General features: G+C 66.9%; 19 protein-coding genes and 1 tRNA gene. 6 read left to right on the top strand and 14 right to left on the bottom strand.

From position 1 onward, the window contains the following. Positions 1 to 23: 23 nt before the first annotated feature. The 9 genes from ACZ5PP_RS10980 to ACZ5PP_RS10940 all read right to left on the bottom strand — a co-directional run bounded on the left by ACZ5PP_RS10980 (position 24) and on the right by ACZ5PP_RS10940 (position 9,585). Entirely contained in the window at positions 24 to 809 is a 786-nt protein-coding gene (locus tag ACZ5PP_RS10980; protein WP_464826004.1) for a hypothetical protein, read from the bottom strand. A 42-nt stretch (positions 810 to 851) separates the two neighbouring features. Then, positions 852 to 2,588, bottom strand: coding sequence for an arylsulfatase (locus tag ACZ5PP_RS10975; RefSeq protein WP_464826003.1), 1,737 nt, complete (start codon positions 2,586 to 2,588; stop codon positions 852 to 854). 184 nt (positions 2,589 to 2,772) lie between these two features. Further along, entirely contained in the window at positions 2,773 to 4,623 is a 1,851-nt protein-coding gene (locus ACZ5PP_RS10970; protein WP_464827053.1) for a sensor histidine kinase, read from the bottom strand. 48 nt (positions 4,624 to 4,671) lie between these two features. Further along, positions 4,672 to 5,064, bottom strand: a complete 393-nt coding sequence (locus ACZ5PP_RS10965) for a response regulator transcription factor (protein WP_012586189.1) — start codon at positions 5,062 to 5,064, stop codon at positions 4,672 to 4,674. Positions 5,065 to 5,103: 39 nt separating this feature from the next. Beyond that, positions 5,104 to 5,937 (bottom strand): MipA/OmpV family protein, encoded by an 834-nt coding sequence (locus ACZ5PP_RS10960; protein WP_043744847.1) that lies wholly within the window; start codon positions 5,935 to 5,937, stop codon positions 5,104 to 5,106. 140 nt (positions 5,938 to 6,077) lie between these two features. Then, a complete protein-coding gene (locus tag ACZ5PP_RS10955; RefSeq protein WP_245537134.1) occupies positions 6,078 to 6,746 on the bottom strand; it encodes a response regulator transcription factor in 669 nt (222 codons plus the stop codon). A gap of 599 nt (positions 6,747 to 7,345) precedes the next feature. After that, on the bottom strand, positions 7,346 to 7,870 hold the full coding sequence (locus ACZ5PP_RS10950) for a methyltransferase family protein (protein ID WP_231570732.1): 525 nt from the start codon (positions 7,868 to 7,870) through the stop codon (positions 7,346 to 7,348). A gap of 176 nt (positions 7,871 to 8,046) precedes the next feature. Further along, on the bottom strand, positions 8,047 to 9,369 hold the full coding sequence (locus ACZ5PP_RS10945; RefSeq protein WP_004301215.1) for an IS1182 family transposase: 1,323 nt from the start codon (positions 9,367 to 9,369) through the stop codon (positions 8,047 to 8,049). Between the two features lie 42 nt (positions 9,370 to 9,411). Beyond that, positions 9,412 to 9,585, bottom strand: a complete 174-nt coding sequence (locus ACZ5PP_RS10940) for a hypothetical protein (RefSeq protein ID WP_156147823.1) — start codon at positions 9,583 to 9,585, stop codon at positions 9,412 to 9,414. A 149-nt stretch (positions 9,586 to 9,734) separates the two neighbouring features. Here ACZ5PP_RS10940 and ACZ5PP_RS10935 point away from each other — a divergent pair, with 149 nt between their 5' ends. The 5 genes from ACZ5PP_RS10935 to ACZ5PP_RS10915 all read left to right on the top strand — a co-directional run bounded on the left by ACZ5PP_RS10935 (position 9,735) and on the right by ACZ5PP_RS10915 (position 11,813). Then, positions 9,735 to 10,316, top strand: coding sequence for a phasin family protein (locus ACZ5PP_RS10935; RefSeq protein ID WP_004300281.1), 582 nt, complete (start codon positions 9,735 to 9,737; stop codon positions 10,314 to 10,316). Between the two features lie 432 nt (positions 10,317 to 10,748). After that, the gene (locus ACZ5PP_RS10930; protein ID WP_041589916.1) at positions 10,749 to 11,075 is read left to right on the top strand and encodes a type II toxin-antitoxin system RelE/ParE family toxin; all 327 of its coding nucleotides are present in this window, start codon (positions 10,749 to 10,751) and stop codon (positions 11,073 to 11,075) included. Then, entirely contained in the window at positions 11,068 to 11,349 is a 282-nt protein-coding gene (locus tag ACZ5PP_RS10925) for a helix-turn-helix domain-containing protein (protein WP_012586182.1), read from the top strand. Before ACZ5PP_RS10930 ends, ACZ5PP_RS10925 begins: the two co-directional genes overlap by 8 nt. A gap of 21 nt (positions 11,350 to 11,370) precedes the next feature. Beyond that, a complete protein-coding gene (locus ACZ5PP_RS10920; RefSeq protein WP_012586181.1) occupies positions 11,371 to 11,688 on the top strand; it encodes a HigA family addiction module antitoxin in 318 nt (105 codons plus the stop codon). Beyond that, on the top strand, positions 11,685 to 11,813 hold the full coding sequence (locus ACZ5PP_RS10915) for a hypothetical protein (RefSeq protein WP_012586180.1): 129 nt from the start codon (positions 11,685 to 11,687) through the stop codon (positions 11,811 to 11,813). The genes ACZ5PP_RS10920 and ACZ5PP_RS10915 overlap by 4 nt, the downstream gene beginning before the upstream one ends. 307 nt (positions 11,814 to 12,120) lie before the next feature. Here ACZ5PP_RS10915 and ACZ5PP_RS10910 read toward each other — a convergent pair. From ACZ5PP_RS10910 to ACZ5PP_RS10890, 5 genes are all read right to left on the bottom strand, one after another. Further along, positions 12,121 to 12,196: transfer RNA gene (locus tag ACZ5PP_RS10910), tRNA-Lys, on the bottom strand. Between the two features lie 171 nt (positions 12,197 to 12,367). Further along, positions 12,368 to 12,919, bottom strand: coding sequence for a crossover junction endodeoxyribonuclease RuvC (ruvC, locus tag ACZ5PP_RS10905; protein WP_004300257.1), 552 nt, complete (start codon positions 12,917 to 12,919; stop codon positions 12,368 to 12,370). After that, complete coding sequence (locus ACZ5PP_RS10900; protein WP_004300255.1) at positions 12,916 to 13,233, bottom strand: heavy metal-binding domain-containing protein; 318 nt, start codon at positions 13,231 to 13,233, stop codon at positions 12,916 to 12,918. Before ACZ5PP_RS10900 ends, ruvC begins: the two co-directional genes overlap by 4 nt. Positions 13,234 to 13,267: 34 nt before the next feature. Beyond that, on the bottom strand, positions 13,268 to 14,149 hold the full coding sequence (locus ACZ5PP_RS10895) for a DMT family transporter (RefSeq protein ID WP_004300252.1): 882 nt from the start codon (positions 14,147 to 14,149) through the stop codon (positions 13,268 to 13,270). A gap of 67 nt (positions 14,150 to 14,216) precedes the next feature. Then, positions 14,217 to 14,942, bottom strand: coding sequence for a YebC/PmpR family DNA-binding transcriptional regulator (locus ACZ5PP_RS10890; protein WP_004300250.1), 726 nt, complete (start codon positions 14,940 to 14,942; stop codon positions 14,217 to 14,219). Between the two features lie 273 nt (positions 14,943 to 15,215). On the opposite strand from ACZ5PP_RS10890, the gene ACZ5PP_RS10885 reads away from it, so the two are divergent. Continuing rightward, positions 15,216 to 16,733 (top strand): helicase HerA-like C-terminal domain-containing protein, encoded by a 1,518-nt coding sequence (locus ACZ5PP_RS10885; RefSeq protein ID WP_464826002.1) that lies wholly within the window; start codon positions 15,216 to 15,218, stop codon positions 16,731 to 16,733. The last annotated feature ends 124 nt before the right edge of the window (positions 16,734 to 16,857 follow it).

Below are 16,857 nucleotides of genomic sequence, written 5' to 3'. Positions count from 1 at the left end.
CCGAAGCCGCTCCGGGGGCAGCCTTAGAAGCGGAAGCTCACGCCCAGGTACGGGCCTTCGTTCTCCATGTCGTAGAGAAAGCCGTCGTCGTCGTAGTCGACGCTGAAATAGCGGTAACCGAAGCTGGCCGAGGTGGTTTTGGACAGATCGTAGGTGGCGCCCAGCGAGGCCTGCCAGGTGAAGTCGGCGCCGACACCGAAGCCGCCGACATCGCCATAGCCGACCAGCGTCCATTTGTCGTTCAGGCTGTGCTGGGCACGTACGCCGATGTAGGGGTCGACCCAGTCCTCGGTGGCGTCGCGCTTCATCTGCACGCCGACCGCGCCGCCGAAGACGCTGGCGTCGAGATCGACATCGACGTCGAGCCTGGTGTAGCGGAGCCCGCCGAACAGGTCGACCGGTGACGGGCCCTCGAGCGCCCGGTAGGTCAGCGCGGCGGCCAGCGTGCTTTGCTTGATCCTCGCCTTGGCGTGCAGGTCCGGGGAGCCGCCGAGGACCGCCGGCGAGGCTTCGGCGCTATCCGACAGCTTCATGTAGATGGCGTCGACAAAGACGCCCCAGCGGTTCTTGCGCGCCTCCAGCTGGCCCATCAGGCCGAAGTCCAGGGTGTCCATGATGTCCGAGAACTTCATGTCGACGCTCGTCTTCGGCAGCCTGCCGGCTTGCGTGTCGCCCTTCATGCCGGTGGCCCAGAGATAGGGGGTGACGGCGACGTCCCATTCATCTGCGGCCTGGGCAGCGCCCAGCGGGCCCAGGCCCGCGAGCAGACCGGCCAGGGCCAGCGGCAGTCGGTAAGCGATCTTCCTCATCGTGTTGCTCCTGGTTTCGTCATCGACCGACTGATCCGGCGCTTATTTCCTGCCCTTGAACGGACCATCACCGGTGAGAATGACGCCGTTCTGGCTGGCATAGAGGTCCCACAGACGGGTCAGCTCCGCGAGCTTGGCTGGCTGGCTGGACGCCAGGTCGCGTGACTCCGTCGGGTCGTCCTTCAGGTTGTACAGCTGCCATTCGCCGGTGCCGCCGGCTGCCTTCAGCAGGGACAGGGCCTTCCAGTCGCCCTGGCGCAGGGCGCGGTTGCCGAACAGCTCCCAGCCGATCCATTCGTCGGCGCTGCGGATGTCCTGCGCCTTGCCGGCGAGGACAGGCTGCATCGACTTGCCGGTCAGCGCTGCCTGATCGCTTCCTCCGCGCTGCGACGGGTGGCTGACGCCGGCGAGTTCGAGGAGTGTCGGTACGACATCGGTCACGTGCAGGACGGCCCGGGTGGTCTGGCCGTCGGAGACGACGCCGGGACCGGCGGCGATCAGCGGCGAGCGGATGCCGCCCTCGGCGGTGTAGTGCTTGAAGTAGTTGAAGGGGGTCGAGCCGACCTGGGCCCAGGCGGCGCCGTAGTCACAGACGGACATCTTGCGGCCGCAGTTTTCCGGCCTGGTGTCCCAGTTCTTCTCCAGCCAGACCTTCATCGCCGGATCGACCGAGGCCGCGAGCTCGAGCAGTTCGACCGGTTCGGCGCCGTTGTCGGAGAAGAACAGCACCAGCGTGTTGTCGAGCTGGCCGTTGGCCTTCAGGTGGCCGAGGACGCGGCCGATGTGGTGGTCCATGTTGGCCACCATCGCCGCATAGACTTCCATCTTGCGGGCGGAAATCTTCTTCTGCTCGGGCGTCAGGCTGTCCCACGCGGGCACGTTGGGCATGCGCGGTGCCAGGCTGACGTCGGCGCCGACCAGTCCCATCGCCTTCATCCGCGCCAGGCGCTCGGCGCGCAGTGCATCGTAGCCCTGGTCGTAGCGTCCCTTGTACTTGTCGATCCAGTCGTCCGGCAGGGCGAAGGGGCTATGCACCGCCTGGTAGGAGAGATAGGCGAAGAAGGGCTTGCCGTCGGCCTTGTTCTCGTCGATCGACTGCGTGATGAAATCGCTGAAGGCCGCCGTCGAGAAGTGGTCGTCGGGCAGCTTGTCGAGCAGCTTGCCGTTGCGCGTGAAGGTCAGGTTCGGATGCTGGGGGTTGGGATAACCCATATCCGACCAGTGGCTGCCGCCACCCTGCATCAGGGTGAAGTCGCGCTCGAAGCCCTGGTCGGCCGGCCACTGTCCCTTCTCCTCGCCGAGGTGCCATTTGCCGGCCATGTAGGTGTGGTAGCCGGAATCGCGCAACAGGGTGGCGATGCTGGTCACGCGCTGGTTCAGATGGCCTTCGTAGCCGGGCTTGCCCTTCTGCTGCGGCCCCGTGTACTCGGACATGACGCCAAAGCCGGCGACGTGGTTGTCGGTGCCGGTGAGCAGCATCGAGCGGGTCGGCGAGCAGGTCGGGGCGACGTAGAAATTGGTCGCGCTCAGGCCGCGCTGGGCCAGCGCGTCGATGTTCGGGGTCTCGATCTCGCCGCCGAAGGCGCCGACATCGGAATAGCCCATGTCGTCGGCAACGATCAGCAGGATATTGGGTTTCTTGGCCGGCTCGGCAGCACTGGCCTGGGGGGCGCCATGCAACAGGCCGAGGCCGGCTGCCATCAGCATCCCGGCGCAGGCGGCGAGTTTCCGCCAGCGACTGCCCGGGGACGGGTTGGGGGTGTTGCGGGGAATGGTCATTGTTTTCTCCTTCCGTCGAAGACGGTCCGGGGTGGACCGATGCGCCGGAGAGCGCACACGCGCTCCACCCGGCATGGAGGAGAAGGTTATGCGCCGGGGCTGGGGCGAGAAATCAGACCTTGGTCTTACCGCCGGACGAGCCGGCGATCCGTCCGCCAGCGGCCCGGGCGGCGATTGGCAGGGGTCACGCGACAGGCACCACGAAGTGGAAGACCGCGCCGCCGTCCTGCCCGTTTTCGGCCCAGAGCCGGCCGCCGTGAGCCTGGATGATGGTCCGGCAGATCGACAGGCCCAAGCCCAGGCCCTTGGCCTTGGTGGTGACGAAGGGCTCGAAGATGCGCTCCATGTCCTCGGCGCCGATGCCGCTGCCGCGGTCGGCCACGGAGACGATGACGTTGCCGGCCTCGCATACGGTGCGGACGGTCAGCGCCGGCAGCGCGTCGACGGCCTCGATGGCATCGCAGGCGTTGTTCAGCAGGTTCAGGAGGACCTGCTGCAATTGCACCTCGTCGCCATAGACAGGAGGCAGGTCCGGCGACAACTCGAGCTGGATGGTGATCCCGCGGGAAACGCGGTCGCTGTTGGTCAGCCGCAGGACCTCGCTGACCACCTCGTTGAGGTCGAGCCACTGCCGCGTCGAGTCGTCCTTCTTGAGCAACCGCCGCAGGCGCCGGATGATGTCGCCGGCACGGCGGTCGGCCTTGACGATGTCGTCGAGGATGGGGCCGATCTCGTCGGCGCTCACCACGCCGCGGGCGATGAACAGCTGGGCCGCCTGGGCATTGCTGAGGATCGAGGTCAGCGGCTGGTTCAGCTCATGGGCGAGAGCGCCGGAAAGCTCGCCCAGCATGGCGACGCGCGACAGGTGCGCGAGTTCGTCGCGCTGGCGGTTGGCCAGTCTCTCGATCTCGTCCTGGCGCTGCTCCGCCAGCTTGCGCTCGGTGGCATCGAGGACGACGCCGAGCAGCTTGGTCGGCTTGCCGCTGGCGCTGTATTCGGCCTGCCCCCAGGCGTGCATCCAGCGGGTGTCGCCGGAGGGCAGGACGATGCGGTATTCCTTCTCGTAGCGGCGATGGTTGGCGAGGGCATCGTGGACGGCGGTAACGACTGCGGCTCTCTCCTCGGGATGGATGCGCTGGCTGAACCTGTCGAAGTCCACGCGCTCGCCGGGCAGAAAGGAAAACATCGCATAGCCGGTGTCGTTGGCCCAGAAGACGTCGCGCTCGATGTCCCATTCCCAGAGCCCGAGGTGCGCGGCATGGACGGCCAGGTCCATCCGCTGTTCGCTCTCGCGCAGCTGGATGGCCAGGTGCACCGAGCGGAAGACATCGAAGCCCAGCTGATAGGACATGACCAGGACGATGCCGAGAAAGCTGATGCTGATCAGATATGGCGAGGATGCCAGTCCGGCGTGCAGCAGCGTGGCATGGCCCGCGGCGATGAGGAAGAACAGGATGGTGCCGCCACCGACCAAAAGGGCGCGCCGCCGGGTCAGAGCGTCGCCGCGGCGCCAGGCGGAATGGGTTGCGTCGGCGAGAAAGAGGACCAGCAGGATGTCGGCGAGGTTGTTGACCAGCCAGTGGAAGGGCCCCGGGACGCCGACCGGCATGGCGATGCTGTCGCCGAACATGGTCGCCTGTTGCTGGAGCTCGGTGATCTCCGAATAGACGACATTGGCCCCGAACAGGAAGTTGAGCGGGATGCCGAGCAGCCGCAGGCCGCAGACGCTCCAGAACAGCCAGTCGCGGCCTGCGCGCAGGTGCCAGCGGATGAACGCGGCCAGGAGGATGACCCCGATCGGGACCACGACCATCATCCAGCGCAGGGTGTCGCCGTAGGCCTCGGGCGTCGTCGCCCGCATCAGCGACCACTCGCCGAACGTGTAAAACCAGACGCAGACGGCGAACAGGGCGAAAGCCAGGTAATCGCGCTGGGCCCGAAGGTGAATCCAGATGAAGAAAAAGATGACCGCCAGCGTCAAGCTGGTGGCGGCCATCATCGGCCAGATTACGTCGATCAGGTTCAAGCCCGGCATGTCCCGGAATGTAACGCCAAGCGGGTGGCCTACCAAGCCTGTTCCGGACTATCGGCGGGCCGCCGGGTCTCCCGTCACCCACTTGATGGCATCGAGCAGTGCCAGGCCATCTACCGGCTTGTGAAAGAAGAAGCGGGCGCCCAGCTGGCGGGCCAGGCGAACGGTCTCCTCGTCGTCGCGGGCAGAGATGGCGATCAAGGGAATATCGGCAAGTCGCGCCCGCAGTCTTTCCTGCGGCTTGATGCCGAGTCTGCCGGTGGGCGTGATGTCGATCAGGACGCAGTCGGGAACGGCCTGATGCAGGTGGGTCAGCAGGGACTCGCCGTCGGCAAAGCTCAGCGGCGAGTGGCCGGCGGAACGCATCAGCCGTGCCAGCCCGCATCTGACCATCTCGTCGTCATCGACGATGTGAATGCTCAGGGCGTTCGAACCATCGCGCATGCATGAGCTCCTGCCGGCCCGGTGATCGATCCTCCGCAGTCAACGCCACCCGATGTAGGCCACACCAATGCCGCCGATGACCTGGTTCTCGCTGCCGCGCTGGTCGACCAGGGGGCTGTCGGCGGCATCGCCGGTGATCCGACCGTAGCGCAGGCCGGCGCCGAGCACCCATTCCTTGCTCAGGTAAAGGGCTGTTCCCAGGTTTATGTAGGCCTCGTGTACGCCGCTGTCTGCCTTGTAGGCCGGGAGGGGCGCGCTGCCCACGTTGTCCGCATTGATGCCGAAGTAGTGATCGTTGTACTTGCGGTTGCCGTACATGAAGCCGGCGCCGACATGCACGTCCACGGCGCGGTGCACCTGGCGCCAGTAGCGGGCCGAGAGCCTTGCGCGCAGGCCGTCGCTTTCGCCGCCGGCATCCTGCAGCAGCATGCCGCCGACGATCAGGCGATTGCGCGGGTTGGCGGCATCGACCCAGGCGATGTCGCCGAAGACGCCGAGTTCGACGGTGCCGTCGATGTCCCTCATCTGGCGGACCACGTCGTCCTCGACGTCGCTGTCCCGGCCGAAGTGGTAGTTGATCACCGGCCCGAAGCGATATTTCTGGCTGTCGACCAGGTTGAGGCTCAATTCGTTGGCGAACAGTTGCACGTAGCGCTGCTGGCCGGCGAAGGTGTAGCGGGCGTAGGGGGCGACGCCGCCGCTGCGATCGTCCGAGCCCTTGTAATCCGGGACGCTGCCGGCGCCCAAGCCAATGAAGGCAGGCGTTTGCTCGAGTTCGAGAAAGCCTTGCGCCCGTGCTGCGGTGATGTTGCCGGTAACCATCGTCACGAACGCGGCCAGGCCAACAAGCAGCTTGCCGGAATGTCGCATCATGTCTCTCCAGGAGGTCAGGGAGAACCGATGGTAGGCGGGCCGCCGCCCGACCGTAATCGCCTCTTGGTCTTATTGGCTTTGGCGCAGTTCGGGTAACCGGGGGGCGGTTCCCGCCTGCGCCAGGGGTGAAACAAACGGGGCTAGCGCTGGAGGGGCGGGTCGCCGCCACCGGCTGGCGCTCTGTCGTCGGCGCGGTCCAACAGGTGGACCAGTGCAGCCACGGATTGGACCTCCATTTTTTCCATGACTCGCCCGCGGTGAATCTTGACGGTCTTTTCGGCGATGCCCAGTTCCGCTGCAATCTGCTTGTTGAGGCGGCCCAGAACGACCAGTTCCATGACTTCGCGCTCGCGGGCCGAGAGGCGATCCAGGCGCATGGCGATGCCGAGTTGTTCCCGTCGGCGCGCCTGATCGCTGTCGTGACGTCGCAGGGCGATCTCGATGGCGGCAAAGAGCGTATCGTTTTCCACCGGCTTGAGCAGGAAATCGACGGCGCCGCGCTTCATTGCCTGGACGGTCGTGGGCACGTCTCCCTTTCCGGTGAGGAAGATGACCGGCATGTCGATGCCGCGTGCGAGCATCGTTTCGTGCAAGCGCGGACCTGTCATTTCCGGCATGTCGACATCGAGCAATACACAAGCTGTACCGGCGCAGGCGGGGCGCTCGAGGAAGTCGCCTGCCGAAGCGAAGGTCTCGACTTGCCAGCCGGCGGCGCGCAGCAGCCGTGACAGACTGGTACGGACGTCCTCATCGTCATCGATGACGAATATCGTGGGTGCTGCGGACATGTCCGGTTTCTCTGCTTCCATGATCATTAAACCGGCCCTCGAATATCTTTGCCGTGCAGCGTAGGCTGCGGCCGAATGTTTGGAGCAGGAGCGAGTTTCCTCTCGCAGGCCGGTGACGCGCTCCATGATGATTCCGACTTCTGCAATAGCGTGTTGTGATCGCGGATGGGCGGCTCCAAGCGTGATGTGGTCTTGAAGTCGTGGTTCAGGCACGCGGCCGGGTTGGGCGCGGGCGCGTAAGGAGGCAAAGGGAAAGGCCCGCTCCGATCTGCGCCAATCCGACTGCGTCGAGTCTGGAGGGGGGCATCCGCAGCACCCTCCTGCGTAGCGTCTACCGGTCCTCACACCCCAATTTTCGCGCATCGACATTTTCTATGCGAACAATCTATCAGATCCAGTCCAAACGGGTGTTCAACGGGGCGGCAGCGTCTGTTGCCCAGGCCTGGGGCTGGCCGTAGAGGCAAAGGACCACCTGCCGGGCCTTGTCTGCGCAGGCATCCTGGCCTGTGAGCGTGAGGCTGGTCCGACCCGCGTGCTCGGTGCGCTGGCCGGCCGAGGATATCGACGAGGGCCGGCGGGTGATGGCCTCGGGCCGCGCCTATGGGCTTGCCGGGCGAGGATCAGGCGTCGTCGTGCATCGGAGTGGCGTCCCGAGCCTGTCGTCGAGTACACAGCGCATGCGCCTCGTCCGCGCTCAGGCTGCGGCCGGGCCAGGGCACGAGCCCGGGCACGCGCTCGCGGTAGCGCGCGTAGGCTTTGCCGTGGAAGGCAAGCAGCTTGCGCTCTTCGAGCAGCGAGCCCAGCCACAGGTAGAGCGTGATGCACAGCGCGCTCGTCAGCCGCGCCTCGTCCATGTCGCGCGTCCACAGGATCAGCAGGCCGAGGCTGTACCAGGGATGACGGACGTGGCGGTGCAGCGGCGACAGCGTCAGGCCCCCGGGATCCTCGGCGGCGTGCTCGCGTGTGCGCCACTGCGTGCTGCCGTAGAACACGCCCATGTCGTAGTAGCGCGTCGACCACAGGAAGCCGGCCGCCGCCGCCACCGCCAACCCGTTCGCCAGCCAGGCCCAGCCGCCCTGCCAGGACCACAGCAGCGGCGCGCGCCAGGCGAAGGTGAGCCACAGCGGCGGCAGCAGCAGGACCACCGCGAGCAGGTTGAAGGCTAGGAGTCTGCGCGGCAGAACTCCAGAGCGTGTTTTCTAGCAGAATGATTGGCGAACCGCGAGGTGCGGCACGAGACTGAGGCCGTGGTCAAGTTGCTTTGCGACGGCGCGGCGCGCATGCCGGACGGCAACGGGGACAGGTTTGCCCCCTTTTCCCGTCATGCCGTCCTCAATGTGCTCATCCTGCGCAGGTTCAGCGCCATACAGACGAGCTTCCACTCCGCTTTGACGCGCTCCAGGCCCCGCAGGCTGAACTGCCGGAATCCCAACACGTTCTTGATCCAGCCGTTGGGCGGTTCGGCGATCCATTTCCGTTTTCGGTAGGCGCTCTTGCCCGCCTCGCTCTCGAGCTTGTCGGCCATCTGCGCGGTGTGCGGATTGCGTTCGCGATCGAAGCCGAGTCGGCGCTTACCTTCCCGGCCCAGCGCCACCACCAGTTCGGTCCCGCACCCGTCGAGTTCCCGGAACGTTTGCTCCGAGCGGTAGCCGGTGTCGGCCAGCGCCTGGCGCGGTCGGTGTTCGACGTTGTCGCGCACGGCCTGCAGTACCCCCGCCAGTTGCCCGGCGTCGCTGGCGTTGTTGGTCAGCTCGGCCGCCACGATGATGTGGGCGGTCTCGTCGACCGCCGTCTGGGCGTTGTAGCTCGGATCGAAACCGCCGCCGGCGCGCTTCATGATGCGGCTGTCCGGATCGGTGAAGTTCTCCTGCGCCTTGTCCTCGGGCACTCCAAAGTCGCGCTTGTAGCGCCCGCCCTTCGGTTTGCCGTCACCGCCGCGCGGGCGACGCTCGTCATCGTCGCTGCGCCCGCGCGCCTGATCGGCCTCGCGCTGGCGCTGCTCGAGCCGCGCCCGGGCTTCAGCAATCGCCGTCAGCCGCGCCTCGCGCCGCGCGATCTCGGCCGGCACATCCCACTCGGGCTCGTTCCGCTCGGCGTCGTCGGCGGCCTTGGCCCGATTGAGCAGCGCCTCGATCTGCCGTTTCAACTCGGCCTCCGCCTTCACCATATGGCCGTAACTCATCGCCTTGTGGCGGCTGGCGTTTGCCTTGACCTTGGTGCCGTCGATGGCCACCGTCCCGAGCTTGACCAGCCCCATCTCGCGGGCCAGTCGCACCACCTGCACGAACAACTCGCTCAGCTCCTTCAAATGGACCGCGCGAAAGTCGCTCAGCGTGCGGTGGGCCGGGAAGTTGTCTGCCGCCAGGACCCGGAACGCCACATCCTCGTGCAGCTTGCGCGCGATCTTGCGCGAACTGAACACGCCCGTGGCGTACGCATACAGCAGCACCTTGACCATCATGGCCGGATGAAACGGCTGGTTGCGCGGTCCGCCACCGGCATACCGGGCGTGGAACGCGCTCAGATCCAACCCGTCGACCGCGTCGCTGATGAAGTACGCCAAGTGGCCTTCGGGTAGCCACTCCTGCAGCGCCTGGGGCAGCAGCATCTGCTGCTGCGGGCAATAGGGCAGATAGCTCGTCATCTCGACAGTCTACCGGCCCCGAAACGCCCGCGAGGACTTAACTCACCGACGCTTGGCTTCTGCCGCGCAGACTCCTAGCCGGTAGGCCGGCGCCAGCCGCGGCCAGGGCGCCGCCACCACGCGCTTGAGCCGCAGCGAGGCGAGCAGGGAGTGCAGCGCGGCGTAAGCCAGCCAGCACAGTACGAGGCTGGCGATCTGGGTGCCGGAAAGGCTCATCGACGGGGCTCCCCGAAGGAAGGCAAGTGCATGATTCTGGAACGTTTCCAAAAGGACTTGCATTGTCTTTTGTTGCAGTGCACCATAATGCCGCAAGTTCCATCACGCCGAGTCGGCACCCAGGTGTCGTCCACCGCAAGGAGTACACCATGAACGTCTCGCCCGAGAAAATGCTTTCCGCCTTCCGCAACACCGCGGAGGTCCGTATCCACGAACTCGCCACCGCGAGCGACGGCCTGCTCTCCGGGGTCGAGCACCTGACCGCGCTCAACCTCAACACCGGCCGCGCGCTGCTCGACGAAACCATCGCCTTCACCCAGGCGGCCGCCGCGGCGCGCGAGCCGCGCACCCTGGTCGAACTCCAGATCGGCTCGATCACCCCGGTGCTGCGTCACGGCCACGCCTGGTTTACCACCGCGGGCACGGTCGCCGCCCAGGCCCAGGCCGACGCGCTGCGCCTGTTCGAGGCCGGCATGTCGCAATGGCTGCAGGGTGTGATCCTCACCCTCGAACTGCTCAACCGCAGCGCCCCCGCAGGCTCCGCGCTCGCGGTGCACGCCCTGCGCTCCGTGGTCGCCAATGCCTCGACCGCCTACGACGGCGTCACCCGTGCTGCCGCCCACGCCAGCTCCACCGCGCGCACCCACGTCGACCAGGCCGCCAGCGCCGCGCTCGAAGCCCTCGACCGCGGCACCAGCGCCACGGTCTCGCTCATCCGCAGCGCGGCCTGAGCGAGGCGGACCCGCCGGAGCGGGGACCTGGCAGTGGAGGCGGGGGAATCCACCCGCCGTGGAACGCAGGAAGGCCGGCTCGGAAGAGCTGGCCTTTTTGGTGAGCAACCGCACCGCCGAAGGGTGCGCCGGCATCGGTGGCGAGTCCTTCAAGATGCGCGACATCCGCCGCACGGTGGAGACCATGCTTGCCGGCCTGGGTATCCGCAAGGGCACCCGCGCGCAACCGCTATCCCACGGCATTCGCGGAGTGCAGGCCGCGCACTACGATCGGCACGCCTGCACCGACGAGAAGTGCGCCGCATTGGTGGCCTGGGAGGCACGGCTAGAGGCCATCCGCCAAGCGGAGCGCGCGCCTTCGAACGTGGTCCGCCCTGGGGCAGCGCGCCGCCTGACGACATGCGCGGGAACATATCAGAAATGCGATACTCTATGCACTGGACCGTTACCGTTATCCCGGAGGCCGAGGCCGAATTGCTGGCGCTGCCCGCCGACATGCAAGCCCGCTTCCTGCACATTGCCGAGTTGCTGGAATCCTTCGGCCCGCAGAAGGTGGGCATGCCGCATATTCGGCCGCTGGAAGGGAAACTGTGGGAAATGCGCATGACCGGCCGCGACGGCATCGCCCGCGCCGTCTATGTGGCCCGCACCGGGCAGCGCCTGACGGTCCTGCACGTCTTCACCAAGAAGACCCAGAAAACTCCGCGCAAGGCCATCGAAACGGCCCAAGCGCGACTGAGGAGCCTGACCAATGACTGAGCTTGCCGCCCTGAAGGCCCGCATTCTGGCGAACCCCGAGGCCCGCGCCGAGTACGACGCGCAAGCGCCGGAGTTCGAGCTTGCCCGCGAACTCATCACCGCCCGCACCCGCGCCGGCCTGACTCAATCCGAGCTTGCCGAGCGCATGCACACGACGCAGTCGACCATCGCCCGCCTGGAGAGTGGCCGCACCATGCCGAGCATGCGCACGCTGGCCCGCTATGCCGAGGCGACCGGAAGCCGCGCGGTGGTGCGCCTGGAGCGCAGCGCCTGACCGAATGCTGAGGGCAGCACCATGACGAGGATGCACAACCCGCCGCACCCTGGCGAAGCGCTCCGGGAGGATGTTCTTCCTGCTCTGGGCCTGACCGTGACCGACGCCGCCGCGCAACTTGGCGTGACCCGCGCCGCCTTGTCTCACGTGCTGAACGGCCGCGCTGCAATATCGCCGGAAATGGCCTTGCGCCTCGAAGGTTGGCTTGGCGTGGAGAACGGAGGCAGTGCAGACGCCTGGATTGCGCAGCAAGACGCCTATGGCTTGTGGAAGGCTCGCGCCGCTGGTGCGCCTGTGGTGCAGCGAGCGCCAGAAGTGGCGGCAGTCAGACTGCCATGAAAGCCGCATTCGAGAGCATCAAGCTCGGTCTGCAAGAGGCCATCGAACACGCCGAAGGGCATCCCGGGCCGGGCACCCGCATTCACCGCCCGCGCCCGGCAACCCGGAATCAACCGATTACCTGATCAACCCTTTTGCACAACTTGACGCACACAACTGACCCGACAGGCCGCGCACGCTTGACCAGCGCCAGCATCACCACCAAGACGGGCCCCGCGCCGGGTTTCTTTTCTGGCACGCCGCCAGGGCAAGAGGGTAGCGAAACGCGCCCCAGACCGAGGCCGGACATTTTCGCGGACATGCTGGCGCTGCTGCTAGGCGGAGGTGGCCGAGCGCGTGGCATCGGGAAGGGCCGACGTTTTCCATTCCTACCCAAACGCCAAAAAGCAAAAAGGCCAACCTCGAAAGATTGGCCTAAGTGCTTGAATTTGTTGGTGGGGGCACTAGGACTCGAACCTAGGACCAATTGATTAAGAGTCAACTGCTCTACCAACTGAGCTATACCCCCGTGCCTTGCGGCGGATCGGATTGGCGCCCGATCGAAGAGCGCGCATTATACGCGCAGGTTTGGCGCAGTGCAACAGATTTTTCGTCCGGCGCAGGCGCGGAACCCGGCCACCGCGCTTGCGCCTTCTGGCACTCCGCTGGAAATGCCACGCTTCCGGAGGCCCGGCCGCGCTCAGCCCAGGATGCGGCCGGCGCGGCGACGCGTGCCGACGCCGGGGAGGGCGCCGAGGCCGCGCGAGCCGTGGGCGTGGCAGATCGCGCAGGCGAGCGCGTCGGCGGCGTCGGGGCCGGGGCTGGCGTCGAGCGCGAGCAGGCGCTGCACCATGTGCTGCACCTGTTCCTTGTGCGCCTTGCCGTAGCCGACCACCGACTGCTTGACCTGCAGTGCGGTGTATTCGGCCACCGGCAGGTCGCAGGCCACCGCGCCGCAGATCACCGCGCCGCGGGCCTGGCCGAGCAGCAGGGTGGATTGCGGATTCACGTTGACGAAGACCTTCTCGACCGCGACCACATCCGGCCGGTAGGTGTCGACGATCTCGCGCACGCCGTCGAGCAGGGTCTTGAGGCGGGCGGGGAGTTCTCCGTCCCGGGTCCTGATGCAGCCGCTGGCGACGTAGCGCAGCTGGGTGCCGAGCTGGTCCACCAGGCCGAAGCCGGTGATGCGCAGCCCGGGGTCGAGGCCGAGGATGCGGGTGGCGACGTGCGTGCTTGCGGCAGCGCTCAAATCTTCACCGCGGTCCCGCTCACGCACACCATCAGCATGCCGTTGTCCTGGCCGAGGACCTCGTAGTCGACGTCGATGCCGATCACCGCGTTGGCGCCGAGCTTCTGCGCGGCTTCCTCCATCTCTTCCATGGCGATGCGGCGGGCGTCGGCCAGCGTGCGCTCGTAGCTGCCCGCGCGGCCGCCGACCACGTTGCGGATCGAGGCGAACATGTCCTTGAACAGGTTGGCACCGATGATGGCCTCGCCATTGACCACGCCGAGGTACTGGCGGATCGGCTGGCCGTCGAGGCTCGAGGTGGTGGTCATCAGCATGGCATGCTCCTGCGGAGTGGGAGGAGCCCCGATTCTAGCCCTTGCGCGCCAGCCATACACCCGAGACGGCGATGGCCATGCCGGCGATGGCGAGTGCGGATAGCTTCTCGTCGAACATCGCCCAGGCGATCAGCGCCGTGGTCGGCGGCGTCAGGTAGAACAGGCTCGCCACGTTCACCGCGCTGCCGCTGCGGATCAGCAGGTTGAGCAGGCTGATCGCGCCGATCGACAGCACCAGCACCAGCCAGCCGAGCGCGAAGACGAAGTCGCCGGTCCACTCGATCCGCATCGTCTCGGTCTGGCTGGCGATCAGTGCGGTGATCGCCAGACTGGGCAGGAACTGCATCACCGAACCGGTGCGCAGGTCGAAGCGCGGGCAGAAGCGCTTCTGGTACAGGGTGCCGGCGGTGATGCCGAGCAGCGCGGCCAGCGCGGGGACGAGCATGTGGATCAGCGCGCCGCCATCGACGCCATCCACGTTCGCCTTGCTGCCCACCACCAGCGCGACGCCGCCGAAGCCGAGCGCGAGCCCGGCCCACTGCCGCGCCGATACCCGCTCGCCGAGCAGCGCGCCGGCCAGTGCGGCGGTGAGCAGCGGCTGCATGCCCACCACCAGCGCCGATATGCCCGCCGGCAGCCCGCGGTGGATCGACATGAACACGCCACCCAGGTACAGCGCCTGCACCAGCACGCCGGTGACGCCGATATGCAGCGCCTCGCGCGGGCTGGCCGGCCAGGGCGCGCGCATCGCCAGCGCGAGCAGGCTCATCAGAGCGATCACCAGCACGTAGCGGCTGCTCAGGAAGGTGAGTGGCTCGGCGTAGGGCAGGCCGAACTTGGCGCCGATGAAGCCGGTGCTCCACAGCAGCACGAACAGCAGCGGCGTCAGGCGGGTGAGCAGGGGCGGAGTCGGCATCGCGGTGGGTCCGTGAAAAACAAAAAGCGGCGCCGGGCGCCGCTTTCCTGGGGGCAGTCGGGAGAGCTTACTCGTCGAATTCGGCGGAGGTGTACACCTCCTGCACGTCGTCCAGGCCTTCGAGCGCGTCGAGCAGCTTCTGCATGCGCGCGGCCTCGTCGCCGGCGAGCTCGATGACGTTCTCGGGCTTCATCGTGACCTCGCCGAACTCGGCGGTGAAGCCGGCCTTCTCCAGCGCTTCCTTGATGGTGGTGAACTCCCACGGGCCCGTGATGACCTCGATCGAGCCGTCGTCGTTGGTGACGACGTCTTCGGCGCCGGCTTCGAGCGCGGCTTCCATCAGCGCGTCCTCGCTGGTGCCGGGGGCGAACAGGAGCTGGCCGCAGTGCTTGAACTGGAAGGACACGCAGCCGTCCGTGCCCATGTTGCCGCCGTACTTGGAGAAGGCGTGGCGCACGTCGGCCACGGTGCGGGTCTTGTTGTCGGTGAGGCAGTCGACCATCACCGCCGAGCCGCCGATGCCGTAGCCCTCGTACCGGATCTCTTCGTAGCTCACGCCCTCGAGCTCGCCGGTGCCCTTCTTGATCGCGTTGTCGATCTTGTCCTTGGGCATGTTGACGCCCTTGGCCTTGTCGACCGCCAGGCGCAGGCGCGGGTTGAAGCCGGGATCACCTCCGCCCATCTTGGCGGCGACGGTGATCTCCTTCGCCAGCTTGGAGAACGCCGCACCGCGCTTTTCGTCCTGACGACCCTTGCGGTGCTGGATGTTGGCCCATTTCGAGTGACCCGCCATATTGGAACCTCTGTGCTGCCCGAGCGATTGAAGAGGCGCGCATTATAGCGCCCGCTCCGTGTGTGCGCCTCGGGTGCAGCGGGCGCCACCGCGACGTAGGAGCGACGCAAGTCGCGATCGGAGGTTTCTGCGGCGCTGGCGCGGATTTCATGCGCTGCAATCGCGACTTGCGTCGCTCCCACGAAGAACCACCGCGCCTGCGGGGGCCATGGGAGGCCGCGGGCGGGGCTGCTAAACTCGGCGCATTCCGAACCGAATCCCGAGGAGCATGAAATGGCCGACCCGATGCTGATCGCGCGCGCGCACGACAAGGACCAGTTCAAGGACATCTGCCTGCTGCCGCGCCTGTCCAACCGCCACGGCCTCATCACCGGTGCCACCGGCACCGGCAAGACGGTGACCCTGCAGAAGCTCGCCGAATCCTTCGCCCATATCGGCGTGCCGGTGTTCGTCGCCGACATCAAGGGTGACCTCTCCGGCATCGGCGCCGCGGGCGTCAGGTCCGACAAGCTGATGCAGCGCCTGGCCGCAATCGGCATCGACGACTACACCCCGCGTGCCAACACGGTGGTGTTCTGGGACGTGTTCGGCGAGCAGGGCCATCCGGTGCGCGCCACCATCTCCGACATGGGCCCGCTCTTGATCGCGCGCCTGCTCAACCTCAACGACACCCAGACCGGCGTGCTCACGCTGGTGTTCAAGATCGCCGACGACAACGGCATGCTGCTGCTCGACCTCAAGGACCTGCGCGCGATGGTCCAGTACGTGGGCGAGAACGCGAAGAGCTTCACCACCGAGTACGGCAACATCTCCAGCGCCTCGATCGGTGCCATCCAGCGCAACCTGCTGGCGCTGGAAGAGCAGGGCGGCGACGTGTTCTTCGGCGAGCCGATGCTCGACATCGCCGACCTGATGCAGACCGACGCCGATGGCCGCGGCGTGATCAACGTGCTCGCCGCGGACAAGCTCTACCACTCGCCCAAGCTCTACTCCACCTTCCTGCTGTGGATGCTGTCCGAGCTCTTCGAGCAGCTGCCCGAGGTCGGCGACCCCGACAAGCCGAAGATGGTGTTCTTCTTCGACGAGGCCCACCTGCTGTTCAACGACGCGCCCAAGGCGCTGATCGAGAAGATCGAGCAGGTGGTGCGCCTGATCCGCTCCAAGGGCGTGGGCGTGTATTTCGTTACCCAGAACCCGCTCGACGTGCCCGACACCGTGCTCGGCCAGCTCGGCAACCGCGTCCAGCACGCGCTGCGCGCCTTCACCCCGCGCGACCAGAAGGCGGTGAAGACCGCCGCCGACACCATGCGCCCCAACCCGGCCTTCGACGCCGTGGCGGCGATCACCGAACTCGGCGTGGGCGAGGCGCTGATCTCCTTCCTCGACGAAAAAGGCCGGCCGCAGATCACCGAGCGCTGCAACGTCATCGCGCCCGATTCGCGCCTCGGTCCGCTCGAGCCCGCCGAGCGCCGGGCGGCGATCGCCGGCTCGGTGATCTACGGCCACTACGAGAAGGCGGTCGACCGCGAATCCGCCTACGAGCTGCTCAAGGCCAGCGCCGCGACCAAGGCCGCGGTCGAGGCCGGCCGCGCGGCGGCGAAGGAGGTCGGCGGCGAGGATACCGGCAGTGTGGTCAGCGACATCCTCTTCGGCGCCACCGGCCCGCGTGGCGGCAAGCGCGACGGACTGGTGCAGATCGCCGCCAAGACGGTCACGCGCACCATCGGCAGCAGCCTGGGGCGGCAGATCGTGCGCGGGATATTGGGCTCGCTGCTGGGCGGCAAGCGCTGAAGGGGACGGGAGGGAGATTGCATCCCTTCCGGCGGCCGCGCGGGCAAGCGCCGCGCGCCGCGGTGTCCATTACCGGATCGCGACTTGCGTCGCTCCTACAGGCGCCTTCGGGAGCGCGGCGGTC

It is taken from the genome of Thauera sp. DNT-1 (genome assembly GCF_055393985.1).
This window is presented reverse-complemented; position numbering and strand designations above follow the sequence as displayed.